The following is a 26,484-nucleotide window of genomic DNA, read 5'->3' as shown; positions in this document are numbered from 1 at the left end:
GTGCCGGTGATCAATAGCCACCGATGATCTAACCAGTATACGAGAGTCACCATGTCCCACCGCTATGCAGACATCGCCTTCACGGAAACAATCAAGAAGCTGCAAGAGGCCCACGGTAGTCGGAAGAGCTACGCGCGCTTCGAAGTGATCGAAGAGCCGGTGAACCAGGTACTTGGCCCCCGAGAGGCAGGGTTCATTGGTGAGCGCGATAGCTTTTACATGGCTTCGGTCAGCGAAACAGGCTGGCCCTACGTCCAGCATCGCGGCGGACCGCCGGGGTTTGTGCGTGTTCTGGATGAACGAACGATTGGTTTTGCCGATTTTCGCGGCAACCGGCAGTACATCAGCGTCGGCAACATGATGACGGATGACAGGGTATCGCTCTTCTTCATGGACTATGCCCATCGCACCCGCTTGAAGATACTGGGTCGTGCCCGCTTGGTGGACTTGGAGGAAAACACCATCCTCAATCGCCTGGAGCTTCCGGAGTACCGCGCCAAGGTAGAACGCGGTATCGTGATTCGCATCGAGGCCTTTGACTGGAACTGCCCGCAGCACATCACGCCGCGCTACTCCACCGCCGAAGTTCAAGAGGCCATAATCCCGCTCAAGCAACGGATTGCCGAGTTGGAAGCCACCTTGACCGCGATGTCGGAGACCACAGCAAATCCCACTTGAATTATCCGGCAATCGGAATATCTATGCGCTCCTGCGGGAACGCGGGCTGTCGCCCCGTCAGCATGTGATTCCGGATGGATTGCAAGTGACCTATGAACGAGCAGGGGCGGGACGGCGGCTTGACGTAGCCTTGGCGCTTCTTGATGACGGCGATGGCTCCGGCGCGGCGGAACTGGCCCGCGAGGCCGTCGCCTTGGCCCCGTCCTGGGCCGAAGCTTGGTTCGTACTGGGTGAGGCACTGGAGCTGGCCGGTGATAAAGATGCCGGTGCCGCAGCCTTCCGCAAATATCTTGAACACGACCCCAGCGACCGTCTGGGATCCTCACCGCGACTGGCTTTGCTGGGCGCTGCGGATACGCCTGAGCGGCTCCCTCCAGCATACGTGCGGCAGCTTTTCGACCAGATAGCGCCCGCTTTCGAAACCCAACTCGTGGATCGTCTCGGCTACTGTGGACCGCGTTTGCTCTGGCAAACGCTCCAAGCCTTCAAGCAGAACCTTCCAGAGAGCCCCACAATCCTGGACCTTGGTTGCGGCACTGGCCTCGCCGGCGAGATATTCTCGGTGCTGGGCGGCGTCATGGACGGCCTGGATATATCACCCGGAATGCTTGCGCAGGCGCGGGCGAAGGGCCTTTATCGCGCGCTTCAATCGGGCGACATCGCAACCCCACCGGATGATCTTTGTCTGCGTTACGATCTGCTTATCGCCGCGGACGTCTTCAACTATTTGGGCGATCTTGCTTCCACCTTCAGCAGTTGTGCCGGGCGGTTGAAACCGGGTGGTTTGCTGCTCTTCACCGTGGAAGCGGATTTGGAAACGCCCGACGACCTCCGATCCGCCTATAGCCTCGGCCCCGGTCAGCGCTTCCGCCACGATCCGATGGCCCTGCGCGCCTGGCTCTCGGGGAACGGATTTTCCCTTCTGGCTCAAGATCGCGCCGCACTCCGCCGCGAAAAGGGCCTTCCCGTCGAAGGTTTGGTAATTCTGGCCCAGAAAGACCAACCGGCGGCGATCAGCCATTCCACCGGCGGTGCAACGCGCGCACCCTGGACCTTGCCCGGCGCCGGCTGAGGAGGGAAATAGGCAAGCAACCAATCTGCCGTTTATCCTGGATGAAAACATCGATGAGATAGGCGCCTTGCAGCGCGCTCATGCCAACGGCGCGATGGATGCTATCCATCTCAAGATCTCCAAGGTGGGCGGCATTACCAAGGCCCGCCAGATAAGGGATCTTTGCGTTACTTTTGGCTTGCCGATGACGATCGAAGATTCTTGGGGCGGCGATATCGTGACGGCTGCCATCTCCCATCTGGCACACTCGACGCCCGAGCCGTTTCGCCTCGCTGCCACCGATTCCAACTCTTATGTTTCGGTCACCAACGCCAAGGGCGCTCCCAAGCGCATAAACTGTAAGATGCGCGCCGGCGACGCTCCTGGTTTGCGGGTCGAGTTGCGTTATGATGTCCTCGGTCAGTCGCTTTTTCAGATTACCGGATGAGATCCGGCCGATTGGAGTAGGGGGAGTCGATGCGAAGCAGCCAGGTCATCCATATTGTCAGTTGCCACGCCGAAGGGGAGGTTGGCGACGTGATTGTCGGCGGCGTAGCCCCGCCGCCGGGTGAAACTCTCTGGGAGCAACGCAATTTCATCGCCAACGACCAACGCCTGCGCAATCTAGTGCTCAATGAGCCGCGCGGCGGCGTCTTCAGGCACATCAATCTTCTGGTGCCGCCCAAGGACCCGCGCGCCCAGATGGGCTGGATCATCATGGAGCCGGAAGATACACCGCCCATGTCCGGATCAAATTCGATCTGTGTCGCCACCGTACTGCTCGACAGCGGAATACTGCCGATGAGCGAGCCGGAAACACGCATGATTCTAGAGGCACCCGGCGGCCTCGTTGAGGTTTTGGCGGAATGTCGCGACGGCAAAGCACAGCGCATTACGGTCACCAACGTTGCTTCTTTCGCCGACAAAATCGACGCCAAACTGGAGGTCGAGGGGCTGGGAACCCTGAAGGTGGACACGGCTTATGGCGGGGACAGTTTTGTCATCGTCGATTCGGCTTCCTTGGGATTTGAGATTGCGCCTCACGAAGCACGTGATCTGGCGGCGGCGGGAATCAAGATCACCGAAGCCGCCAATCAACAGTTGGGCTTCACGCATCCCGTCAACCACGAGTGGGACCACATCTCCTTTTGCCAATTCGCCGGCCCCTTGGATCGAAAGGGCAAGCGGCTCAGCGGCGCCAATGCGGTGACGGTGCGCCCCGGCAAGATTGATCGCTCACCGACCGGCACCGGTTGTTCGGCCCGTATGGCGGTCCTCCATGCCAAGGGGCACATGACCTTGGATGATCATTATCAGGCACGCTCCATCATCGGCTCGGAGTTTCATTGCCGGATCGAACGAACGACCGAGATTGCCGGCCGGCCCGCTATCGTGCCCGTCATCAGCGGGCGGGCCTGGATCACGGGCACCCATCAGGTCATGTTGGACCCGGACGATCCCTGGCCGCAAGGCTACCGCCTTTCAGACACCTGGCCGAAACTGTCATGAGGCCGCAGGGCCCGCGGTAACACGCGCACCATAGACCGTCTCGTTGACCTCTGGGTCGCCAATGACCCCTGGTTCATTCTCGTAAACGAAAACACCCATCAAGCGGCGCGTGTTCCCAGATACAGGCGATACGCGGTGCAACGAATTGCAGCCCCGAAATATACATAGAGCGCCCGGCTCACGGGAAACCCGGATAGCGTCCCCCGACCGCTTCCCCTGAAGGAAGCTGGCGACATAGGCGTGATTCTGGTCATCATCGCTTCGCGCGTTCGGGACGATCTCGAAGTCACCACCACCCTCGGGTGCCTGCAACATCAAGGTGACTGTAAAAGCATTGCAGGAATCGAAGTGCCAGGACGAACGATCACCGTCATGAAAGCAAAGCGTGTTGACCGGCTGGTAGGGATCCTCGTTATCGAACAGCTCCTTGACCCCAACGATTTCCGCAATGAAAGCGCGGGTTTCATCCCAATGGTACAAGGTTTTCAGAGGTGAATCGTCCGGCAGATGATCGTAGGCGATCATTCGCGAACTGGCCTCCATGAAAATGTTGCGGGGATGGTCCGCGGGCAGGGCAGGGTCCGGTTGGCGCTGCAAGTAGCAGTTGCGGCGCGAACTGATATGGTGTGCCTGCTCCTGGCGCTCCAGGGCATCCTCGACCGCTCGCTGGCGGGCTGTCGAAAGAATGAAGTTCGGCAGAACACAGTACTGCTGCGCCTCCAATTCGCGCCGGCATCGATCGATCACTGCGCGTCTTGTCGGGCTGTCCCGCTGGTCCAGCGGATAGGCGTCAAGATTAATGACCTTCTGGGGTTGAGTGAAATCGCCGCGCATTCTGAGCCATTCCTTTCCATCGCACTCGACGGCTGGACTCCGTCATCCTTCCGACCTTACAGGCTGAAAAGCGACCTGAACCGGGATAGGTCGCGGTTTATCGGCTACAACTGTTTCATATTTTTGTTGGACGCTCAACAAACTTTTTGATAAGAATGAAACCGAGACGCATGCAACCACCTCGAAGAAACCTGAGCCACCAGCCATCCACCGACCTTTCCAACAAGCGACTGGGAAGGCTTCTGACAGGGAGAGAACCAAGATGGACGACTTGAACCGACTCAAAGACCTGCTGCGTAGCGGTAGGATCGCGCGGCGTGATTTCCTGCGCCAAGCAAGCGCCCTCGGCGTGACGACGGCCCTCGGAACGGCTCTAACGGCCGGCTTGGTCACAGCATCGGGTGCCCTGCCCGCGCACGCCGCGACACCCCGCAAAGGCGGCCATATGCGCTTCGGCATGGGGCACGGCGATACGTCGGATTCCCTGGATCCGGCGCACGTCAACAACGGATTCACCGTTGTCATGCACTATACAATCTCCAACACGCTTACCGAGGTGGACGCGGCTGGCCGCCTGCTGCCGAAGCTTGCTGAAAGTTGGGAAGCTTCGGCGGATGCCTCGCAATGGCGGTTCAAGCTGCGCAGCGGACTAACATTCCATGACGGCCGACCGGTGACGCCAGCAGACGTGGTCGCCGCCATCAACCATCATCGCGGTCCTGATTCCACCTCGACCGCAAAGCCCATCGTCGAGCCAATCACCAGCGTCAAGGCGGAGGGTCCACTGGAAGTCGTCGTGACCTTGGCCGCTGGAGACGCGGACTTCCCCTTCAAACTCAGCAGCTTCAACTTCCCGATCTATCCCGCCAACGCAGACGGTACCTTGGATTGGCTGTCAGGAAACGGCTGCGGTCCCTACAAGCTCAAAAAGTTCGAGCCCGGCATTCGCGCGGATTTCGAGCGCAATCCCGCATATTGGCAGGCCGGTGATCGCGCGCATTTCGATAGCTGCGAGCTCTTGGCCATCGTAGATGTAACCGCCCGGCAGAATGCTTTGATCAGCGGCGAAGTTGATGCGATTGACCGCATCGACCTGAAGACGGCGGACCGCTTGGCCGCGTTGAGCAATGTGGAAGTGCGCGAAGTTGAGGGAAAGACCCATTATACCTTTCCTATGCGAACCGATACCGCACCCTTCGATGACATCAACGTCCGCATGGCCCTGAAACACGCATTGGACCGGCAAGCACTGCTGGACACCATCCTTTATGGACACGGCACGATCGGCAACGATCACCCGATTAGCCCGGCCTATGGCTTCCATGCGAGCGATATCCCACAAACCGACTACGACCCCGACAAGGCGAAGCATTACCTCAAGCAAGCCGGGCTATCGTCACTCGAAATCAACCTCAGCGGCGCGGACGCTGCCTTCGCCGGTGCCGTCGACGCCTGTGTCTTGTACCAGGAGCACGCCGCCAAGGCGGGCATCAACATCGAGGTGGTCCGCGAGCCGTCGGACGGCTACTGGTCCAACGTCTGGATGCAAAAGCCCTGGTCCGCCTGCTACTGGTATGGAACGCCGACCGCCGACGGCATCTTCACCCAAGCCTACTCCGCGGGAGCGGCCTGGAACGATTCCTACTGGAACAACCCGCGCTTCAATGAGTTACTGGTGGCTGCCCGGGCCGAACTGGACAACGCCCGCCGCATGGAGATGTACCGAGAAATGCAACTCCTTGTTCACAGCGACGGCGGGGTTGTTATACCTTTGTTCGCCAACGACGTCTTCGCCGTTTCGGATAAGGTCGGGCACGGCGATCTTGCCAACAACCTAGAGGTCGACGGCCGGATGTTCTTCGAGAGGTGGTGGTTCAACAAGAGTTGATCCACAACCGCGTCATAACCTTGGAGGTCGGGACAGAGGTGAAAAAACCCGTAGCGCGTACCGCGACACTGCGACCGCGCACCCACCCGGAAATAAACGAGTTCCGTCGTCGCGCCCTGATCGAAGGGACCATTCGCTCACTTGCGGAGCATGGCGTCGGCGGCACCACCGTTCGGACGATCTGCGAGGCCGCGGGAAGCTCCCGCGGCCTGATCGGCCACTACTACAACAGCAAAGAGGATCTGCTCGCGGCCGCCTTCCAGCATCTTTTCAACACTATCAGCGAACAGGTACACGAAGCCGTCTCACGCAGCGGTCCCTCGGCAGTCGCGCGTCTGAAAACCGTCCCTTCAGCGCTGCTCACACCACCGGTTTTCACGGAGTTGAACCGGCATGCTTTCCTCAGTTTCTGGCATGAAGTGCGCTTCAACACATCCGTGCGCAAAGCAAACCGGCAACTGTACCGCGACTATATCGACCGCGTCGAAACGCTGTTCGAGGATGCTGCGCAGGAAGCCCACGTACAAATTGATTATCGACGCGCCGCCTTGGCACTGATTGGGCTGATGGACGGTTTGTGGCTGGGATTGTCGATCCACGACAAGGTGATTTCTCAAAAACAGGCCATTGATATTTGCCACCAGTATATCAACCAACAACTCACACCGCCTCAATCTCCCGCATCGTCTTGAGCGCTGCTTACCTTCTGATTCTCGCCACGCAATTATTTATTAAGTAATTCGCCTCAAAATCTAGGCATTCGATTTGTCATGCATGTTCATGGCCCTGGAGAAAAGCGATGCCTACTACGTGCAAGAACTGTAATCGGTTGGAGGTGGCCTACAGCCTTCTCCAATCGGACCAGAGAGCCGGTCTGGACGCAATTGCCGCGACGATCTCGCCGTTCTTGGAGCACCTGAGCAAGGCCGAATCCCGGGCCTACGATCTCGCCATGAAGGCTCACGCACGAATGCAGGAAGATAATCTGCAATCGGCAAAGGCCTTTCTTGTCGAGTATGGGCGGAGCCTGGCGGGAATTCTCAATTCACAAGGCTGCGACGTGGCATTGGCCAAACGGGAAGTCTGCTCCTGGGTGACGCCGCAGGATGAAGATTACACTGCGCTTCGCATTGGCCTGTCGCTTATAGAACGGGCGCGCTCAAGCAAACCGGAAGAGGCCGGCAAGCAATCCATGACCGCCTGAGCGAACTGCGCTAGCGTGCGGGCTTGGAGGCGAAGACAAAGCAGTCGTCACCGCCGTTCTTGATCTTCTGGCACAACGCAATTGCATCCGAACGACGAACAATCAGACCGCTACGCACCATATGTAACCCACTGTCGTCGGGCGCACCTATCGGCTCTAGAGCGACACCAGCACCATCAAGATAAGTGCGGTAGCTATCGGAAATCTGCGCATGGAACTTCATCGCGCCCTCTTTGACCCGAAACGCGCCGAACTGGATCTTGTATCCCCCCGATTGAGCCATGCTTGCTGTGGCTGGAATTTCCGTCTTCTCGATCTTTGCCACCTGGGCACCCGTCGCCGGCTTGCTGGGTTGCAAGGGCGGCGCTTCGGTAAGAGGTTCAATCGCTTGCGTTTCAGGTGTGGGGGTTTGGGCGACGGGCTCAGGCAACAGGGGTTTCTCGACAGGCAAAACGGCAACCTCCACCATAACCTTTGGCGTCGGCGTTTCCACCGCGTCCACGCTGATCGGCTTCGACATCGACTCGCCAATCAACGGCCCTTTCAACTTGCTGACCGAAAAGGTTCCAGGGGCCGCGACCGCGGTTGTCGGCTGTGCAGGCACGGCGGTTGTCGCCCCGGCGCTTTCCACTGAAGCAGTTTCGCCATTTTGCTTCTCAACAATAAGCGGCTGTGGCTCAGCCTCTTCCTGTTGAAGGGCCGCCGCATCAAGAGATGCAACCTCAGGTGTGGGCTCTGGGGTTACGGCGTCTGCGATTACGGCCTCTGGGGTCGATTCAGGTGTCGCAGGCACTTCGGTTGCAACTGTGCTCGGCGCTAACCTGATGGGGTTGGATGAATCTGCTTGCACAGATGGCTCCACCATTGGTGCCATCGATTTCCCGCCAACGTCAGGGGTATCGGCCGCCTTATCAAGCTCCTTAATTCCCGACAGCGGGATCAGGGAAACCTCTGTAGCGGTGTCAGCGGCACCCTCTTTGGGGGGCGATGCAACGTCAGTTTCCGACGGCTCAATCAACGGGGCCACGGCCGGTGGGGATGATAGAGTTTCCTGGTCAAGCGAGTCGGATATCAGCGGCGAAGCAGCCGGCGGGGCTTGTGCTCCTGATAGCAGAGGTGTCCCATCAGCCGCGGGACTTGATATCGAAGGTTCGGGTGACCTGAATATTTTCGAGGTTTGCCAAGTCACGATGAACAGGGCAAGGAGGGAAACGAGGACCGACCCAAGGATAACCGGCCGGCGCACTCTGGAAAGCTCCGGCCATCCGCTCCGCTCTCTCCGGTACATAACCTCCAGAGCTTCAAGCAGCATTCTGCTGCTTTTTTCGCGCTCGGCAGCACTCTTTGGTTCCCCGGAAACGCCGCTGACCGATCCGACCACGCCGGGCGCCAGGTCGCGCTCATCGGTTATCAAACGCCGTCCCAAGGGCGTCAATCGGCAGGCGAGGAAAACGCTGTGAGGCTTCTGATCGCCAACCTGCCAGGGCTCAACCCACAGCTGATCAAGGCAACGGCGTACGATGGTCGGGTCGATAGGTTCATCTTCCTCGTCGAACAAAAGCAGCTTGCCGCCGGGTTGCTTCAGCCCACCGCGCATCCATTCTTTCTCCGCCGGAGACGGCCGAATATCTAGAAACCGGGGTATCTGATCAGGAATATCGCTCACGGAATCCCTCATTTATCTCAAATTACATATATATTATTTTCGCTTTTTTGTCTCTTAAGAAAATCTTCTAGGCCCTTTACTCTTAAGAGGGAATCTTGATTGGACGCAGCGGAGGAGAGTAATTGCGCCACTAGCTGCGAATGCTTCGGCTGTGGCATTGTTGATATGCCAACCCTTTTGGATGAGAGGCATGCTGGACAGAATTCTGCGACCTTGGGTCGAGCCACCGTTGCAGCGAATGGCGCGCGTCACCGCCCGACTTGGAGTAACCGCGAACGCTGTGACGCTCTTTGGTTTCCTGGTTGGTCTACTGGCTATCCCTACGATCGCTAACGAACTTTATCTGATTGGGCTGTTCTTCATTCTTGCCAATCGGGTCCTGGACGGCCTGGATGGTGCCGTGGCGCGAATCATCGGACCAAGCGATCTGGGTGGTTTCCTGGATATCGTCCTTGATTTCATCTTCTATGCCGCCGTGGTGTTCGCCTTTGGACTGGCGCGGCCCGACGACGCCCTGGCTGCCGCCTTCCTGATCTTGTCTTTCGTTGGAACCGGCAGTTCTTTTCTTGCCTATGCAGTCTTTGCGGCCAAACGGGGGATGTCCACGGAGATCGGGGGCTCTAAATCACTCTTTTACCTGGGCGGCCTGACAGAGGGCAGCGAGACAATCCTTCTGTTCGTGATCTTCTGTCTGTTTCCTGACAGTTTTGCCACTGTCGCCCTTATCTTCGGGGCAGCCTGCTGGATCACCTCCGTTTCACGCATTTTGGCGGCGGTTCGTACGTTTCGCTAACCGCTGCGCGAGCGTGCCGTCAGGCCGGAAATTGCCGCATTGCCCTCTGGATTTGATTTGCTTGGCATGATTGGATTATCTCGCGGTATCGTCGCGATGACGTGGCGTAAGGGAGACCAGCTTGAAGGGCAGCGAGGATAGTCCGGAAGAGTGGGCAGCGCAGGCAATCGATGCGTTGGGCACCGCGGCCTTCATGGAAACCGGTATTAACTATCTGCGCGCACTGGCGCCCTTCGTAGGCGCCTTTGCTGTGGCGCTCGACGGATCACGGCGACCGGCGCACCTTTACGATAACGTTCGCGCCCACCGTCGGGTGGAAGTCGTCGACCAATACCTTGAAGGCGCCTACCTTCTGGATCCCTTTTATGATGCCTATCGCTCTGGAATGAGTGACGCCGTCCTCCACCTCAACGAGATCGCTCCCGATCGTTTCCAGCAAACCGCTTACTATCGGCGCTATTACAAGGCGATTGGGTTGAAGGATGAAGTAGGCTTCTTGATCGACCTCCCGGACCGTCGCACCTTTTTTCTGTCTATTGGGCGCCGCGCCGAAGAGCCACGCTTCACGCGACGGCAACTCGACGCCTTTCGGGGCGGCTTTCCGATCTTTGCGGCATTGGTGCGCAGGCACTTCCTGGCTGGGCGCCCCTATCACCCCGCGGAAGAGTCAGGCGTAGCGAACGAGCTGGAATCCGAAGCTCTTCTGGGTGTCGATCTGGCTATCGATGCTTTCGGACGCGAAGACCTGACGGCCCGCGAGATGGAGATCGCCGGGCTCATCTTGAAAGGGCATTCCAGTAAGTCGATTGCACGGCTGACCGATATCAGCCCCGGGACCGTTAAGCTGCACCGCAAAAGCATTTATAGGAAACTCGGGATCACCTCGCAAAGCGAGCTCTTTGCGAGTTTTCTGCAAACCCTGGGCTGAACCGGCCGCGGTAAAATGCCTGCTTCCGACCGTCTATCCCCAGGGGGATATATACACGCTTGAAGCTGTCCCGTACGCTTTTGCTATCCATCTCATGATGGCGCCGGACTAGAACAGGGAGACGGCGAGTTTGGAGAAAAGCATAAATAAAGCGGCAATCGAAGCCCGCTCTGTACGAAAAATTTACGGTGCTGGCAGCGAGCGGGCTGTGGTAGCGCTGGATGACGTATCGCTGACGATCAATGACAACGAGTTCTTTACTCTCCTCGGCCCTTCGGGCTGCGGGAAAACGACACTTTTACGCTTGATCGCCGGCTTCGAGCAGCCGACCGAAGGTGAGATTCTTCTGTTTGGCGAACACCTTGAAGGCCTGCCGCCCTATCAGCGGCCGGTCAACACCGTTTTTCAGCAGTACGCGCTGTTCCCCCATATGACCGTGGCCGGGAATATCGGCTTCGGATTGGAGATGCTGGGCGAGCCAAGGAGCGAGATCGACGCAACCGTCGCACGCATGTTGGCCTTGGTGCGCATGGAAGAGCTGGCCAACCGGCGGACCGACCAACTATCCGGCGGACAACAACAGCGCGTAGCCCTGGCGCGCGCATTAGCGCCGCATCCGAAAGTCCTGCTTTTGGATGAACCGCTGTCGGCGCTGGATTTGAAGCTGCGAAAGGAAATGCAGATCGAACTCAAGCGTTTGCAGAGCGAGACCGGCATTACCTTCATTTTCGTCACTCACGATCAGGAAGAAGCGCTCACCATGTCGGACCGCATCGCCGTCATGAGCGAAGGTCGCATCCTGCAGGTTGGCGCACCCCAGGATATCTACGATCACCCGGCGCGCCGTTTCGTCGCCGACTTTATCGGTGAGATCAACATTCTGAACGCCGAACTGCTTTCCAGTGATTCGGGTGTGGCGCGGGTTCGCTTGCCCTCCGGCAAGGAACGCAACGCCAGTTTACCCGACGCCCAGATGAAACCCGGCCAGGTGAACGTTGCCGTCCGACCCGAGCACGTCACCATCACCGACAATGAGCAGGATGCCGCGCTGAACGCCACCGTGCGTAACGTCGTCTACTTCGGCACGGGAACGCACTATCACCTGGAAAGCGCTGAAGGCGATGCACTGGTCGTTGAAGTGCAGAATCGCCACGGTGCACAGTCGGACTATGAAGTTGGTCAGCGCCTTGGTGTTGCGATTCCTGACGGCACCTTACAGGTTCTGGTGGACTGATGGCCAAGCCCGTCGACACCACCGAAAGCCGTGCGGCCAGATCGCCGCAAAGCGCGGCGGCACGGCAACGGCTGGAGAAGACGACCGCCGATCTGCTGCGGCGCAGCCGCAACACCCGGCTTATGCTCCTGACTCCTGCGATTGCTACAATCCTGTTGTTCGGCATCACCCCCTTGTTCATCATCCTCGTCTATTCGTTCCTGGAGCCGGGGTCCTATGGAGGTGTCACCTGGAATTTCTCGCTTGAGGCCTATATCCAGTTTCTTTTTGAGCGGGATATTTTCGACGACACCCTGGTCTTTCACACCTCATACCTGCAGATCTACGGTCGTTCTGTAGGACTGGCGCTGATTGCCACGCTGGGCACTCTGGTGATCGGGTTTCCCACCGCTTACTTTATTGCGACGAAGCCTCGCGAGCAGCGCAATTTCTGGCTTTTCCTGGTGACGCTGCCCTTCTGGACCAATCTGCTGATTCGCACCTATGCAATGCTGCTGATCATTCGCGACGAAGGGGTCATCAATCATGGGCTGCAAGGCGTCGGCTTGATCGAGCAGCCGATCAACATCCTCTACACCGATTTCGCGGTCTGCATGGGGCTGATCTACAGCTACCTGCCCTTCATGGTCCTGCCGCTCTACGCCAGCCTGGAGAAATTGGATTTTCGTTTGGTCGAAGCGGCTTACGATCTTTATGCCAATCGCTTCATGGTGCTGCGCCGGATCATCATTCCAATGGCCAAACCCGGTATCATCGCCGGATGCATCCTGGTGTTCATACCCGGCTTGGGTGCCTACATCACGCCCGAGCTGCTGGGCGGCGGCAAGAAGCTGATGATTGGCAACTTGATCGCCATTCAGTTCGGCTCTTCGCGCAACTGGCCCTTCGGTTCCGCGGCGGCCCTGATCCTCATGACCATCGTCATGGTGGCCTTGTTGATCTACATGAAGAACGCGAAGCAGGGGCAGGGGGCCGGCGGACATGGCTGACCTCAAGCAAGCACTCAGGTTCGGGGGGCGCCAGAAGGACCTTCGGTATCAGCCGGGATTCACCCAGATGGCCTGGCTGTGCATCTTCGTGCTCTATGCGCCCATTTTCATGCTGGTACTCTATTCCTTCAACGACAACCGCTCGGTCACGCTCTGGACGGAGTTCAGTCTGCGTTGGTACATGGCCGCCTACGAGAACGCGGGCATCCAGCGCGCCGCTCTGATCTCTGTCGAGGTCGCCCTGGTGGCTACGGTCTTTTCGACCATCTTTGCAACGATGGCAGCCTTGGCGACGACGCGAACGGCGCCTTTCAAGGGACAGGCCGCGGCCTACACCATCGTCAACCAGCCGCTGATGGTGCCTGAGATCGTCACCGCGATCGCAACCCTGTCGTTCTTTGCCTTGATCAAGCAGCTGACCGGTGTTTCGGGCATCGGCTATCTGATGGTGGCCCATACGGTCTTCTGCATCCCCTTTGCGTATATGCCAATCCGGGCGCGGCTGGAGGACATGGATTTAACGCTCGAACGCGCGGCGGCGGATCTCTATGCAAAACCCTTTCAGATTTTTCGCCGGGTCACGCTTCCACTTCTTATGCCCGGCATTGTCGCAGGGGCGATGTTGGCTTTTGTGGTTTCGCTCGACGACGTGATCATCAGCTTGCTGGTCGCTGGGCCAGGCGAGACAACCCTACCGATTTACATTCTGGGCCAGATACGGCGCGAAATCACACCGGAGATTAACGCTATCTCCAGCGTGTTCCTGCTGATCTCGGTCCTTTTCGTGACGCTGTTCTTCATCATCGAAGGAAAGCGCAAATAGGGCGCGGGAAAGCACCCTTTCAGCAGAGGAGGCTGAACTATGAAGACCCGATTGTTATCAATGGTTGCCGCCGCGGCGATTGCCGTCGGCATCAGCAGCAACCCGGCCAGCGCAGCTGGTGAACTCAACATCTACAACTGGGGTAACTACACCAGCCCCGAGTTGATTGAGAAGTTCGAGAAAGAGCACGACGTCAAGGTCACGCTCGACGGGTACGATTCCAACGAGACCATGCTCGCCAAGGTCAAACAGGGCAGCACGGGCTACGACATCGTGGTCCCCGGCGACTACATGATCGCCATCATGATCAAGGAAGGTCTGCTCGAGAAGATCGAACCCAATAAGATGTCGAACTTCAAGCACATGGATCCCAATTGGGTCGATGTGTATTGGGACCCAGGTCGTGAATACTCGGTTCCTTGGCAGTGGGGCACGACGTCCTTCACGGTTGATACCGCCGTCTACAAAGGTGACGTCAACACCCTGGCGCTTCTGTTCGATCCCCCAGCCGAACTGCAGGGTCGGATCAATATGCTCAACGACACCAACGACGTGATCAATGCCGGTCTGCGCTATCTCGGCTACCCACGCTGCAACAAGAACAAAGAGCAACTCAAAGAGTTGACGGCGATGTTGCTCAAAGCCAAAGAGCATTGGCGTACGATGGATTACAGCACCATCGAAAAGCTGACTTCCGGTGATGTCGATCTATCGCAGAACTGGAACGGCGCAGCGATGCGCGCCCGTGCCCAGCGACCGACGCTGCAGTATGCCTACCCGAAGGAAGGCTACACCGGCTGGATGGACAATGTGGCCGTGTTGAAGGGCGCTCCGAACCTGGAGAACGCCAAGCTCTTCGTCAACTTCATCATGGCGCCGGAAAACGCCGCGTTGATTTCCAACTTCGCGCGCTATGCCAACGGCATCAAAGGCAGTGAACAGTACATGGACCCAGAGATGCTGAGTGCTCCGGAAATCGTGCCACCCGAAGGCGTACCGGCACCTGACTTCGTGACGCCTTGCGATCAGGAGGTTGCGGATCTCTACAACAAGATCTGGACCGCTCTGAAGAAGTAACCGACAGGCATACTCCGGGGGAAGAGCCAAGCTCTCCCCCTGGAGGCCGCCTGATGAGTCGAACTGGAAAACTTGATGAGTAAATCCCTGCCTAGAAGCGCATTCTCACGCCCCAAAACGGCGCGCGAGCTTGGCATCATGCAGGGGTTCCCGCCACCGCCTGAAAAGCGCCCGACGTTGGAAAACTGGGATCTGCCTCCGTTCAACCGTTGGAGTTTCCAGAATGTGCGCAGCTTGATCCCCACCGCCGAAGTACATCGAAGCGAAGGGCCGGCGAGCATTCTGCCGGAACAGAAGGCCGATCTCGGCGCCATTGAATTCGAAACCGAGGACGGCAACAGCAAAACCATCGAAGCCAGCCTTCAGGATACCTACACCGACGGCTTCCTGGTTATGCATCGCGGCAAGGTGGTCACGGAGCTTTATTTCAACGACATGACGGCGACGCGCCTGCATTTGGCGCAATCGGTGTCTAAGTCACTGGTTGGCACCTTGGCCGGGATTCTGATTCATGAGGGGTTTTTAGACCCCCAACGCCCCCTGGCCGACATCGTCCCTGAACTTGCGCCCAGCGGCTTTGCCGACGCAACCGCTCGCCATCTTCTCGATATGACCAGCGGTGTCCGCTTCATCGAGGATTACGGCCATCCCGATTCGGATATGACACGCATCGATGTCGCTTCCGGGTGGCGGCCGCCGCATCGCGGGCGAACACCGGAGACCATCCGGGACGTGATTATCACCCTCCCCAAGGTACGCGAGCACGGACAGCGGTTCGACTATCGCTCTATCGAAACCGACGTTCTTGCCTGGACGCTTGAGCGCGCTACCGGCCAACTCCTCGTCGATTTGCTTTCACAGTACATTTGGGGGCCATTGGGCGCGGAGAGAGACGCCTATTTTACCGTGGACTCCGCTGGCACCGCCCTTGCCGACGGCGGCTTCAATGCCTGCCTGCGCGATTACGCACGCTTTGGTCTGATGATGCTCAACGGCGGCGAACTGAACCAGCGGCGAATCGTACCGGCTGCCTGGGTCGAGGATTGCCGAAGCGGAGATCATAGCAAGTTCGGTGATATCTATAGGCAGACCAGCCCAAACGGAGCATACCGCAACAAGTGGTGGATCAACGACATAGCGCGCGGGGACTTCATGGCGCGCGGTGTCTTCGGCCAGATGATCTACATTGATCCGGAAGCGGACTTCATGGCCGTCAAGCTGTCAACCTGGCCCGATTATCTGATCCCGACCTTCACGCGCGAGACGTTGCGTTCCCTGGTCGCCATCCGCCAGGAGCTTGCCGCAACTTGATACTCCCAGGCTTGACGACCAACGAGACCAGCTAAGTCGTGGCATTCCCCAGCGACAACCGCTAGACAGTACCGACGCGTCACGACGCAGCGGTTTCGATTCCAGTAGAGGTTCATCAAGGTGGAGAAAGTAGAGGTCGTTGTCATTGGCGCCGGCGTCATCGGACTGGCGATTGCCGAAGCCCTCGCCGCGACCGGGCGTGAGGTTGTTGTTGTGGAGCGCGCAAACTGCATTGGCTCCGAGACATCATCACGCAATTCCGAGGTTATCCATGCGGGCCTTTACTACCCTCCCGGAAGCTTGAAGGCACGGCTTTGCGTCGCTGGCAAAAAGATGCTTTACACCTACTGCGAACGCCATGGCGTCGGCTACCGACGCTGCGAAAAGCTAGTCGTCGCTTCCGCCGATGACCAACTCCCCGCACTGGATGCGATTGCAAGGCGCGCAACGGAAAATGGTGTCGAGACCCAGCGCCTGACGGCGGACGAAGCCAAAAGCCTGGAGCCTGAGTTGGAAACGGTTGGCGCTCTGCTATCGCCCTCCACGGGCATCATTAATTCCCATGATCTCATGCTCTCGTTGCAAGGTGGCCTAGAGGATTCCGGCGGTTTCCTGGCCTTCAACACCCCGGTCATGGATATCGCGTTGAGCGAAGATGGCCATACCGTCAGAACGGGCGGCGCGGAGCCCATGACCTTGAAAACCAGCATCCTGGTGAACGCCGCGGGGCTTTACGCAGAGCAGATCGCCCGCAAAATGGCTGGCCTGGATCCACGGCACGTCGCCCATCAACGGTTTGCGCGGGGATGTTACTTCACGCTGCAAGGCCGTTCGCCCTTCTCCAGGCTGGTGTACCCAATGCCCGAAGCCGGTGTGCTTGGCATCCATCTGACATTGGACCTTGCCGGGCGCCCCCGTTTTGGCCCCGATATCGAATGGATTGACGAACCTGACGATTACCGGTTGGATCCGTCACGCGCGACGAAGTTCTATGAGTCCGTCCGCAAGTACTGGCCCGCATTGCCGGATGGCGCGCTGGAGCCAGGTTACAGCGGTATCCGCCCTAAGATTCATGCGCCTGGCGAAGCCGTACCGGATTTCCGCATCGATGGCCCGGCGCACCATGGCATAGCCGGGTTGGTCAATCTCTTTGGCATGGAAAGTCCCGGCCTGACATCGTCACTGGCGATTGGAGAATATGTCTGTCAGTTGTTGCGTCGCTAGAACCTAACGGCCGCTGCGCACACGTCCCACCGCATCTTTCCAACCGGCATATTTCGCCGCCCGTTGGTTTTCGTTCATATGCGGCATGAAACGCCGATCCAAATGCCAAAGCTTGGCGAAGTCATCCAAATCTCCATATAGCTCCACCTGGCGGCCGGCCAGGTAGGCAGCGCCCAACGCGGTGGTCTCGAGAATAGTCGGGCGATCCACGGGTGAATGAAGGATGTCGGCCAGGAACTGCAGCGTCCAATCACTCGCCACCATGCCGCCGTCAACGCGCAACACAGTCTTGGCGCCGCTGGCATCCGTCCAGTCACCCTGCATTGCTTCCAGAAGGTCGCGGGTTTGATAGCAGACCGCCTCCAGCGCTGCGCGCGCCAACTCATTCGGCCCGGTTTTCCGGGTCAGCCCGAAGAGCGCACCGCGCGCATCGGCATCCCAGTGGGGCGCGCCCAAGCCCGTAAAGGCTGGCACCAGATAAACCTGCTGCGCAGGATCGGCGAGGTCCGCCATCTCCGCGGTTTGCTCAGCGGAATCGATAACGCCCAGACCATCGCGCAACCATTGAACAGCGGCTCCGGCGATGAAAATCGACCCCTCAAGCGCATAGCTGCGCTTGCCATCGAGCTGGTAAGCAATCGTGGTCAGCATGCGATTGCGGGAGATGACGCTTTGCGGTCCCGTATTGAGCAAAGCAAAACAGCCAGTGCCGTAGGTAGATTTCATCATGCCGGGAGAAAAGCAGGCCTGTCCGACAGTGGCGGCTTGTTGGTCGCCCGCAATCCCAGCAATGCGAATAGCGCCGCCAAACAAATCAGGCAATGACTCACCGAAATCTGCCGCGCAATCGCGCACATCCGGCAGCACGGAACGCGGGACGCGGAAAATCTCCAGCAGTTCCTCGTCCCAATCTCCCTCGTGAATGTTGAACAGCAGAGTTCGTGACGCGTTGGTCGCATCGGTGGCGTGAACAGCGCCGCCGGTCAAACGCCAGAGCAAAAAGCAATCCACGGTCCCAAAGGCCAGATCACCCGCCTCGGCGCGTGCGCGCGCGCCTTCGACGTTATCAAGAATCCAGGCCACTTTGGTGCCTGAAAAATAGGGGTCCAGCAATAGGCCCGTTCTCGCCGTGACCTGTGATTCGAGCCCTTTTGCCTTGAGGGCCTGACAAATCGGCGCGGTTCTGCGGTCCTGCCAAACGATCGCGTTGTGTAGGGGCTTGCCCGACTTCCGATCCCAAACAACAGTCGTTTCCCGCTGATTGGTAATACCTATCCCGGCAATTTCCGACGCCGTTGCCCCCGCTTTTTCCATGGCTTGGCGACAGGTTTCGACGGTCGTGCGCCAGAGATCCTCCGGATCATGTTCAACCCAACCGGAATCCGGAAAGTGCTGGGCAAACTCCTGCTGTGCGGTTGCAACCACGCCGCACGCCGCGTCGAAAACGATCGCCCGCGATGACGTTGTGCCCTGATCGATGGCGAGGATATAGGACGTCATTCTGCTGCGTCTCCTCTTGAGGTTGCTCTACGGCGACTCATCCAGTCGTCTAGCGCAGCTTGCTCTTCTCGCGTCATTCGCAACACCAACTTGCTACGGCGCCATACGACGTCGCGGGCGCTGCAAGCCCATTCGCGATCCATCAGGTAGACGACCTCGGCCTCGTATACGTCGGCGCCGAACTGTTGGCCGAGGTCTTGCAACGACCTCGCCTTCCCCAGCAAGTCACGCGCCCTGGTTCCATAGGCTCGCACCAGACGCTGTGCGAGTTTGCGCTCAAGAAACGGAAAGTCCCGGCACAAGTCCAAAGCGAGCTGCTCCGCACCATCCCACGAGAAATCTCCCCCAGGAAGATGCGACTCCTTGGTCCAGGGCTGGCCAAGCGTCCCTAAACTCGCTTCCAGCTTCTCCAAGGCCGCCTCGGCCAAACGACGATAGGTCGTAATCTTGCCACCGAAAATATTGAGGAGCGGCGCCTCGTTCCCCGTGCCTTGCAGCTTCAGCACGTAATCTCGTGTGGCGGACTGGGCGGCGCTGGCCCCGTCGTCGTAAAGCGGACGCACCCCGGCATAGGTCGTCACCACATCCTCCGCGCTTATCTCAGTCTTGAAGTATCCATTAACCGCATCGATCAGGTATCCGATCTCCTTCCTGGAAATTTCCGCCGTCGCCGGGTCGCCCTCGAAATCCTCGTCGGTCGTGCCTATCAGGGTGAAATCCTGCTCGTAGGGTATTGCGAAAACAATCCGGTTGTCGGAATTCTGAAAGATGTAAGCGCGATCATGCTCAAAAAGCCGGGGCAGAATAATGTGGCTTCCCTTGACCATTCGGACTTTCGCGGCGGCATTGAGCCCCAGACCCTTCGTTAGGAACTCCGTGACCCATGGGCCTGCCGCATTCACCAGCGCACGCGCCCTGATCGTTTCACAATTTCCATTCTCGTCTTCAATTGACAGGACCCACAGCTCGTCTTCGCGGCGGGCCTTCGTGCAACGTGTTCTTGTGCGCAGATCGGCGCCCTTCTCGCGCGCGTCCAGGGCATTCAAGACTACCAGCCTGGAATCCTGAACCCAGCAATCCGAATATTCGAAAGCCCGCGTGTAGGCGTCTTTGAGTGCCGTGCCAGCGATATCCTGACGCAGATTGAGGCTCCGGGTCGCCGGAAGCAACTTGCGCCCACCGAGATGATCGTAAAGGAACAAACCGAGACGGATTAGCCAAGCTGGGCGCAAGCCCTTGTGGTGGGGCAGGACGAATCGCAGCGGCCAGATTATGTGTGGCGCCATGCGCAACAGCACCTCTCGCTCCTGCAACGCTTCGCGTACCAGACGAAACTCATAATACTCCAAGTATCGCAAGCCGCCGTGAATCAGCTTCGTAGAAGCCGAAGAGGTAGCGCTTGCAAGATCATTCTGTTCGCAAAGAAAGACAGCCAGTCCCCGACCAGCCGCATCGCGCGCTATGCCGCAACCGTTGATGCCCCCGCCGACGATGGCGATGTCATAGCTTCTTTGAACTTCTGCCATTGTGGATGTTCACTGCGTCTCTTGTTGATTTTCTATCCCGATATAGGAATTCAGCGTCTTCGTAATGCCCCCGGCAAGGGCAAACCTATCACGAAAACCCGATGTCATGGAAAGAGCCCTTCAGCCGTCGCGATCCTTGCCTGTCATCGATCTTGATGCTGAACTATTCTTTGCCTATGAGAGGGCGTGCTATCGGGAGAAAATGGATCATGAAGCTGACAGGCGAACAACTGAGAACGTTCGAGGAGGAGGGTTATCTTTTCCTGCCGGAGTGTTTCTCCCGGACGGCGGCGGCCTATCTCCTGGAACAGGCACAGAAAATCTACGGCCTGGACCGCAAGGAGGTCTGGCGCGAAAGCAGCGGCGTTGCCCGCACCGCCTTTGCGGCACATCGATACAACGAGGGGTTTCGGCGCTTGGGCGCCCATCCGCGATTGATCGAACCAATCGAGCAGATCCTCGGTGAGCAAGTTTACATGCATCAGTACAAGGTCAACGCAAAGGCAGCGTTCGACGGCGCCGTCTGGCAGTGGCACCAGGACTATGGCACTTGGCAACGTGATGATGCGATGCCTGAACCTCGCGCCATGAACATTGCTGTGTTTCTGGAGGATGTAACTGCCGTAAATGGGCCCTTGATGTTCATTCCTCGGAGCCACAAGAGCGGCGTCCTGCAAGCCGGGCACGATCTGGAAACGACCTCCTACCCCCTCTGGACCCTGGATCGCGAAACCGTTTCGCGCCTGGCTGATGAAGGCGGCGTCGTGGCGCCGCTGGGACCGGCCGGTTCGGTCTTATTGTTCCATGGCAATCTGGTCCACGCCAGTCCGCCGAACATCAGCCCTTACAACCGAACCATCGTTTATCTTAGCCTTTGTGCCGTCTCGAACCACATCCGCCAATTCAAACGGGAAGAATGGATCGCACACCGGGATTTCGACCCGATTATACCGCTTTCCGATGACTGTTTGGATGCATTGCTGGCCGAAGAGGGATATCGCCAACCGACCTAGGGGCTAGCCTGAGAGTACCAAAGAAAGTCACGCCGCCTCTATACGATCACGGCCGCCTTCCTTGGCCCGATACAAAGAGGCATCCGCCTGCCGCAAAATAGAGGCGAGGAGGGTCTCTTCAGTTTCCTCGCTGTCCGCCAAAGGCGGCTGTACGAAGGATAGACCGACACTGATGGTGATTTTTTGCGGTTTTCCGTCTTCCAGGACGAAGCGGTGATTTGCGACCTCCTGCCGCAATCGCTCGCTGACAAGAAGCGCATCGGTGCGATCCGTATCGGGCAGCAGGATCACGAATTCCTCGCCGCCATAGCGAGCCAAAAAGTCGGCTGAACGAACCATGCGCTGACAAACTGCTGAAAACTCTCGCAAAATGCCGTCGCCTTGTTCATGGCCGTAACGGTCATTGATCGATTTGAAATGATCGATGTCCAACAAAAGTACCGCAAAGGGTGAGTCGCTGCGCAGCGCTCGGGCAAAAAGCCTCCTGGCGTGGTCTTCCAAGTACCGGCGATTTGGAAGTTTGGTCAGCTCATCGAACATCGCCTGATAGTGCAAATCGGCAAAAAGCCGCTCAACGGTCAACATCATCAACAAGAAGGCTTCGGTAATCAGGAAGATAAGCAACCAGTACTTGACCGCCAGCGTGGCGGCGCCGCGCATCTCGGACAAGACCCCACCGAGAAGCGATTCCAGCACCATGAAGAAACAGGCGTTGATGGCGAACAAGACCAACGCCGCAGCCCGTAGGATCGAAAAACGTCCGTCGGACTTGTAGATCTGATGCGCGACCAGCACCGAGATCATGGCGGCGATCAAGCCGATAAAGACCGCGCTCGCCTGATGCATGAACGCCAAGGCGCTCACGCCGACCAATCCCCCGAACGTGTAAAGCAGGAAGTTCTTGGAGCGCTTGTCCTGACGCCCCGAGAAACCTTGATGCACCCCAAGAAACACCAGCAAAAGGTGGATCGTCAGACCGCTCTTAAGGAGATTCATCTGCTCCTGACCAATCAGTTTTGGCAGGAAAGAATTAGCCATGGCGATAATCGCCATCGACAGCATGGCCGCGGACCACAATGCCAAGGAAAGAGACGCTTTCTCGACAAACCAGGTAAGGATAAAGGCGCCGGACAACACCATCGTTATCAACGCGATCATAAAATTGATGGCAACGTCATCCATTGAGCGAGCGTTCCACAATATATGGTGGGTTACATTTCAATAATGTACCACAAATGGAGTAATGGCGAAGCGCAAAACACATGACGGTGTTATTGCGCTTGATCCATCTATCGCCCGCTCGCACCCGTTGGGCCACCTTGCCCGGATTCAGCGAGAAGAGCCTCCTTGACCGTTTCGCATTTGTTTTGCAGGTGCTGCTTTAAGATGCGACCTAAGCGTTCCGCGTCGCGTGCGGTCAGGGCTTTGAGAATCTCTTCGTGCTCTTCGACCGCGTGTTTCCAGCGACCCGCAGACATGTTTGCCTGGTAGCGCGCCCGTCTGACGCGACCCGCCAGGCTGCGGTGCTGATCCAGAAGCGTCGCATTCCCGGCAACCGCCATGATTTTCTCGTGTATGGCTTGATTGAGTCGGAAATACTCGGGCAGCTCGCTGCGCTGATAGTGCAACACCATTTGATAGTGCAGCGCCCTGACCTCGGCGAGGTCTTCTTCGGTGACGTGTTTGCAAGCCAGTTCGCCTGCCAAACCTTCCAATGCGCCCAAAACCGGAAACACCTCTTCCAGATCCTCGAGTGTCAGACAGGGCACGACCGCACCACGATGAGGTGTCAGTTCCAGCAAGCCTTCAGACGCCAGGACCTTCATCGCCTCGCGCAAAGGTGTTCGGGAAACCGCAAAGCGCTCGCAAAGAACGCGCTCGGGAACACGGCTTCCCGGCGTTAGATCACCTTCGATCACCATCGACCGTAAGCGTTGGACAAGTTCGTCATGCAGCGACTGACGGCTTATCGGCGCCGAACGATCGGTCTCAACTGTTTCAGAAGCATTGTCGTTCACAGATCAGGCTCCCCCTGGTTGATCTTTGTCGAGGGCCGCAGCAAGGACCCTGGCGACATGGAGTGCCGCCCGCCCCGCACCGTCCGCAATCTGATGGCGACAGGAGGTGCCGTCCGCCACAATCCACTCGTCATCACCCGCTTGCCGCACTTTAGGAAGCAGCGCCGACTCAGCCATCGCCATGGATATAGCATAGGTTTCGGCTTGATACCCGAATGCCCCGGCCATGCCGCAACAAGACGAGGGAATCAAACGCACGTCTGAACCCGGAATCCGCCCAAGAACGCGCTGGACCGGCCCCATGACATTGAAGGCCTTCTGGTGGCAGTGCCCATGCAGCCACAGGCGTTGCGCGGGCAGCGCATGGAGAGGTAGCTTGAGATGGCCTGCATCCATTTCCCGATCCAGAAACTCCTCGAACAGCAACGCCTGCTCTCCGAGCTTGCGGCTGTCATCGCCGGGCAGCATGGCCTGCAGTTCATCGCGCAGCGTGAACAAGCAGGAAGGCTCCAGCCCAATGATGGGAACGTCGCGATCGACATAAGGCTTAAAGGTCGCCACCAGTCGGCGTGCCTCGGTACGCGCCTCATCAACGAGACCTGCTGCCAGAAATGTTCGTCCGCAGCACAAAGGGCGTTTACCGCCCTCGACGGCATCGGCGGGGCGCAGAAGATGCACCCGGTATCCACCTGCGGTGAGCACTCGCAAAGCAGCTTTCAGGTTCTCAGGCTCGAAGGCACGGTTGAAGGTATCCGCGAAAAGAACGACTTCACGTCCCCCGTCTGGACCAAAGGTTTCCCCATCCTGATTGAAGGAGTCCCGGCGCCACTTCGGTAAACGTCGATGCGCCGACAAGCCCAGCAACCGCTCGCTCAACGCAGCCAAGCCCGGCAGGCGGTCGCGTAAGTTGAGAAATGGTCCGAAATGCCGGGCCCAAGGGGCGTATCGCGGCAGATAGGCAACGAGCCTGTCGCGCAGGCTCAAGCGATGAGTCTTGCTGCGTTGATATTGCACTTCAATCTTCATGCGGGCCATATCGACGCCGGTGGGACATTCGCGCTTACAGCCCTTGCAGGAGACGCAAAGATCGAGTGCTTCCCTCATGGCGTCGCTTGTCAACGCGCCGGTGCCCAACTGGCCCGAGATCGCAAGGCGCAAGCTGTTTGCCCTGCCCCTGGTCAAATGCTGTTCGTCTCTCGTGACACGATAGGAAGGACACATAACGCCTGCATCCAGCTTGCGGCAGGCGCCGTTGTTGTTGCACATCTCCACAGCGCCGGCGAAACCGCCCCAATCCGACCAATCCAAAGCGGTTTCCAAGGGCTCGGTCTTGTAGCCCGGCTTATACCGAAAGAGGCTTCGGTCATCCATCTTCGGCGGATCGACAATCTTGCCGGGATTCATCCGACCGTCCGGGTCGAACAGATTTTTGACCTCCTTGAAGGACTCCACCATGCGCGCGCCGAACATCGGCTGGTGAAACTCGGAGCGTACAAGGCCATCGCCGTGCTCGCCCGAGTGCGAGCCTTTGTACTCTCGAACCAACGCGAAGGCCTCCTCCGCGATGGCACGCATCTTACCGACCTCGATTTCGCTTTTCATGTTCAAGACCGGCCGAACATGAAGGCATCCGACGGAGGCATGGGCGTACCAGGTTCCCTTGGTGCCATGCTGCGCAAAAACCTCGTCCAGACGGGCCGTGTAGTCGGCCAAGTCTTCCAGCGCCACTGCGCAATCTTCGATGAAGGACACTGGTTTGCCGTCGCCTTTCATCGACATCATGATGTTGAGGCCTTGTTTGCGGACCTCCCAGATCGATTGCTGGAACTCGGGCTCCAGCGCCTCTACGACACCGCCTCGGAAGCCAAGGTCTCCCATCAACTCACCCAAGGCGGCCAGCCGGCGCAGATTTTCCTCGTGATCGTCTCCGGCAAACTCGACCAGCAGAATTGCCTCGGGCCGCCCTCGCACGAAACGGTCCACCACCGGCCTGAACAAAGGAATCTCACGACCCAGTTCGATCATGGTGCGATCAACCAGCTCCACCGCGCTCGGCCCCAGTTTGACGATGTGCTGCGGTGCGCTCATGGCCTGGTAGAACGAGGGGAAATGGCAAACTCCCAGAACTTTCTTGGTCGGTATCCTCGCCAGTTTCACATCAATGGCGCTGGAAAAGGCCAGCGTGCCCTCCGACCCGACGAGCAAGTGTGCGAGATTGGGCCGCGCGTGTTCCGGCGTGAGGGCATCGATATTGTATCCTCCGACCCGGCGCATGAGCTTTGGAAACCGCGCGTCGATCTCCGCGGCTTCTCGATCGCCCAGAGACAGCAAACGGATGATCAGCTCGCGGACTTGCGATGGTTCATTCCGGCCATATTTAATCTGGTCGCGCCCCACCTCCTCGAAGCGCGCCGGCGTTCCGTCCGCCAGGATGGCGTCGATAGCCGCCACGTTGTCGCGCATTGTTCCGTAACGCAGCGATCTCGACCCACAGGAATTGTTCCCGGACATGCCGCCGATAGTGGCCCGACTGCTTGTGGAAACGTCGACGGGAAAGAACAACCCTTCGGGCTTCAAGAAGGCGTTCAGACTATCCAGCACAATTCCGGGCTGAACACGCGCCGTTGCGGAACCGGGGTCGAAGTCGATGACGTTGTTCAGGTATTTGGAGACATCCAGAACCAAGGCTTCGCCGACCGTCTGACCACACTGCGAGGAGCCGCCGCCCCGCGGCAGCAGTGGCAGCCCTTCTTCACGGGCAATTTCGATTACCGCAGCAACGTCAGCGATCGTCTTCGGAACGACGACTCCCACAGGCTCAATCTGATAGACCGAGGCGTCGGTCGAATAACGGCCCCGACTGAAGGCATCGAAATGGACCTCGCCCTCGATGGCGCGGCCAATCCGGGCTGCTATTCGCGGATCGCCCTTGGCCCCTGCTTGGCGCGCTGATTTTCCGGCGGCACCTTCGGTGTCAGACCTTCCGGCAGTGGACCTAATGGTCATGGGCAGTGAACTCCCGTTAATCAGATCACGCTGATACCATTTTGTATGCAAAATGACAATTCCCGGGAATGCCATTGACAGCGCATCCATAACGCTTTGATTTATCTTTGGTAATTGTTGCTGTGCAAGAGGTCATGGGAATTCCGCGGCAGCGTTTTGTATGCAAAGTGAAATCGCAAGGATGGTCTCAGTCGAAAAATCAACCCGGAGGC

General features: G+C 58.2%; 23 protein-coding genes. 16 read left to right on the top strand and 7 right to left on the bottom strand.

Features of this window, described 5'->3' with window-relative positions:
* Positions 1-51: 51 nt before the first annotated feature.
* The 4 genes from FHR98_RS02165 to FHR98_RS02150 all read left to right on the top strand — a co-directional run bounded on the left by FHR98_RS02165 (position 52) and on the right by FHR98_RS02150 (position 3,238).
* Positions 52-678: a pyridoxamine 5'-phosphate oxidase family protein gene (locus FHR98_RS02165; protein WP_183414973.1), complete on the top strand. Its 627-nt coding sequence runs from the start codon at positions 52-54 to the stop codon at positions 676-678.
* Positions 679-763: 85 nt separating this feature from the next.
* On the top strand, positions 764-1,750 hold the full coding sequence (locus FHR98_RS02160; RefSeq protein WP_183414972.1) for a class I SAM-dependent DNA methyltransferase: 987 nt from the start codon (positions 764-766) through the stop codon (positions 1,748-1,750).
* The gene (locus FHR98_RS02155) at positions 1,710-2,177 is read left to right on the top strand and encodes an enolase C-terminal domain-like protein (protein WP_322091205.1); all 468 of its coding nucleotides are present in this window, start codon (positions 1,710-1,712) and stop codon (positions 2,175-2,177) included. The genes FHR98_RS02160 and FHR98_RS02155 overlap by 41 nt, the downstream gene beginning before the upstream one ends.
* A 29-nt stretch (positions 2,178-2,206) precedes the next feature.
* Positions 2,207-3,238 (top strand): trans-3-hydroxy-L-proline dehydratase, encoded by a 1,032-nt coding sequence (locus FHR98_RS02150; RefSeq protein WP_183414971.1) that lies wholly within the window; start codon positions 2,207-2,209, stop codon positions 3,236-3,238.
* Here the strand turns inward: FHR98_RS02150 and FHR98_RS02145 are convergent.
* Positions 3,233-4,072 (bottom strand): HalD/BesD family halogenase, encoded by an 840-nt coding sequence (locus tag FHR98_RS02145; protein WP_183414970.1) that lies wholly within the window; start codon positions 4,070-4,072, stop codon positions 3,233-3,235. The two genes, FHR98_RS02150 and FHR98_RS02145, sit on opposite strands and share 6 nt — an antisense overlap.
* Positions 4,073-4,334: 262 nt before the next feature.
* Between FHR98_RS02145 and FHR98_RS02140 the strand changes: the two genes are divergently transcribed.
* The 3 genes from FHR98_RS02140 to FHR98_RS02130 all read left to right on the top strand — a co-directional run bounded on the left by FHR98_RS02140 (position 4,335) and on the right by FHR98_RS02130 (position 7,164).
* Entirely contained in the window at positions 4,335-5,960 is a 1,626-nt protein-coding gene (locus tag FHR98_RS02140) for an ABC transporter substrate-binding protein (protein WP_183414969.1), read from the top strand.
* Positions 5,942-6,652, top strand: coding sequence for a TetR family transcriptional regulator C-terminal domain-containing protein (locus FHR98_RS02135; RefSeq protein WP_322091204.1), 711 nt, complete (start codon positions 5,942-5,944; stop codon positions 6,650-6,652). The genes FHR98_RS02140 and FHR98_RS02135 overlap by 19 nt, the downstream gene beginning before the upstream one ends.
* A gap of 107 nt (positions 6,653-6,759) precedes the next feature.
* Complete coding sequence (locus tag FHR98_RS02130; protein WP_183414967.1) at positions 6,760-7,164, top strand: hypothetical protein; 405 nt, start codon at positions 6,760-6,762, stop codon at positions 7,162-7,164.
* A gap of 10 nt (positions 7,165-7,174) precedes the next feature.
* On the opposite strand, the gene FHR98_RS16765 is transcribed toward FHR98_RS02130, so the two are convergent.
* A complete protein-coding gene (locus FHR98_RS16765) occupies positions 7,175-8,830 on the bottom strand; it encodes an SPOR domain-containing protein (protein ID WP_183414966.1) in 1,656 nt (551 codons plus the stop codon).
* Between the two features lie 190 nt (positions 8,831-9,020).
* Here FHR98_RS16765 and FHR98_RS02120 point away from each other — a divergent pair, with 190 nt between their 5' ends.
* The 8 genes from FHR98_RS02120 to FHR98_RS02085 all read left to right on the top strand — a co-directional run bounded on the left by FHR98_RS02120 (position 9,021) and on the right by FHR98_RS02085 (position 17,209).
* A complete protein-coding gene (locus tag FHR98_RS02120; protein ID WP_183414965.1) occupies positions 9,021-9,623 on the top strand; it encodes a CDP-alcohol phosphatidyltransferase family protein in 603 nt (200 codons plus the stop codon).
* Positions 9,624-9,744: 121 nt separating this feature from the next.
* Positions 9,745-10,551 (top strand): helix-turn-helix transcriptional regulator, encoded by an 807-nt coding sequence (locus FHR98_RS02115; protein ID WP_183414964.1) that lies wholly within the window; start codon positions 9,745-9,747, stop codon positions 10,549-10,551.
* A 130-nt stretch (positions 10,552-10,681) separates the two neighbouring features.
* Positions 10,682-11,785 carry an ABC transporter ATP-binding protein gene (locus FHR98_RS02110; protein ID WP_221205672.1) on the top strand — a complete coding sequence of 368 codons (1,104 nt, stop codon included), beginning with the start codon at positions 10,682-10,684 and terminating at the stop codon, positions 11,783-11,785.
* Positions 11,785-12,774, top strand: coding sequence for an ABC transporter permease (locus tag FHR98_RS02105; protein ID WP_183414963.1), 990 nt, complete (start codon positions 11,785-11,787; stop codon positions 12,772-12,774). Before FHR98_RS02110 ends, FHR98_RS02105 begins: the two co-directional genes overlap by 1 nt.
* Positions 12,767-13,597, top strand: coding sequence for an ABC transporter permease (locus FHR98_RS02100; RefSeq protein WP_183414962.1), 831 nt, complete (start codon positions 12,767-12,769; stop codon positions 13,595-13,597). Before FHR98_RS02105 ends, FHR98_RS02100 begins: the two co-directional genes overlap by 8 nt.
* A gap of 39 nt (positions 13,598-13,636) precedes the next feature.
* Positions 13,637-14,674, top strand: coding sequence for an ABC transporter substrate-binding protein (locus FHR98_RS02095; RefSeq protein WP_221205671.1), 1,038 nt, complete (start codon positions 13,637-13,639; stop codon positions 14,672-14,674).
* Positions 14,675-14,749: 75 nt separating this feature from the next.
* Positions 14,750-15,985, top strand: coding sequence for a serine hydrolase domain-containing protein (locus FHR98_RS02090; RefSeq protein WP_246377318.1), 1,236 nt, complete (start codon positions 14,750-14,752; stop codon positions 15,983-15,985).
* Positions 15,986-16,105: 120 nt separating this feature from the next.
* Complete coding sequence (locus FHR98_RS02085) at positions 16,106-17,209, top strand: NAD(P)/FAD-dependent oxidoreductase (RefSeq protein ID WP_183414961.1); 1,104 nt, start codon at positions 16,106-16,108, stop codon at positions 17,207-17,209.
* 3 nt (positions 17,210-17,212) lie between these two features.
* Here the strand turns inward: FHR98_RS02085 and glpK are convergent, their stop codons facing one another.
* Positions 17,213-18,709: a glycerol kinase GlpK gene (gene glpK, locus FHR98_RS02080; RefSeq protein ID WP_183414960.1), complete on the bottom strand. Its 1,497-nt coding sequence runs from the start codon at positions 18,707-18,709 to the stop codon at positions 17,213-17,215.
* Entirely contained in the window at positions 18,706-20,235 is a 1,530-nt protein-coding gene (glpD, locus tag FHR98_RS02075) for a glycerol-3-phosphate dehydrogenase (protein ID WP_183414959.1), read from the bottom strand. The genes glpK and glpD overlap by 4 nt, the downstream gene beginning before the upstream one ends.
* 209 nt (positions 20,236-20,444) lie before the next feature.
* On the opposite strand from glpD, the gene FHR98_RS02070 reads away from it, so the two are divergent.
* Complete coding sequence (locus tag FHR98_RS02070; protein WP_183414958.1) at positions 20,445-21,248, top strand: phytanoyl-CoA dioxygenase family protein; 804 nt, start codon at positions 20,445-20,447, stop codon at positions 21,246-21,248.
* A 27-nt stretch (positions 21,249-21,275) separates the two neighbouring features.
* Here FHR98_RS02070 and FHR98_RS02065 read toward each other — a convergent pair whose 3' ends face one another.
* The 3 genes from FHR98_RS02065 to FHR98_RS02055 form a co-directional block, all read right to left on the bottom strand.
* Positions 21,276-22,430, bottom strand: a complete 1,155-nt coding sequence (locus FHR98_RS02065) for a GGDEF domain-containing protein (protein ID WP_183414957.1) — start codon at positions 22,428-22,430, stop codon at positions 21,276-21,278.
* A 107-nt stretch (positions 22,431-22,537) separates the two neighbouring features.
* Positions 22,538-23,266 (bottom strand): GntR family transcriptional regulator, encoded by a 729-nt coding sequence (locus tag FHR98_RS02060; RefSeq protein WP_183414956.1) that lies wholly within the window; start codon positions 23,264-23,266, stop codon positions 22,538-22,540.
* A 3-nt stretch (positions 23,267-23,269) separates the two neighbouring features.
* Entirely contained in the window at positions 23,270-26,272 is a 3,003-nt protein-coding gene (locus tag FHR98_RS02055; RefSeq protein ID WP_183414955.1) for an FAD-binding and (Fe-S)-binding domain-containing protein, read from the bottom strand.
* Positions 26,273-26,484: the final 212 nt, after the last annotated feature.

The sequence above is a fragment of the Limibacillus halophilus genome, from assembly GCF_014191775.1.
Taxonomy (GTDB): domain Bacteria; phylum Pseudomonadota; class Alphaproteobacteria; order Kiloniellales; family CECT-8803; genus Limibacillus; species Limibacillus halophilus.
The sequence above is the reverse complement of the archived record's forward strand: the minus strand, read 5'-3'. Positions and strand labels throughout refer to the sequence as shown.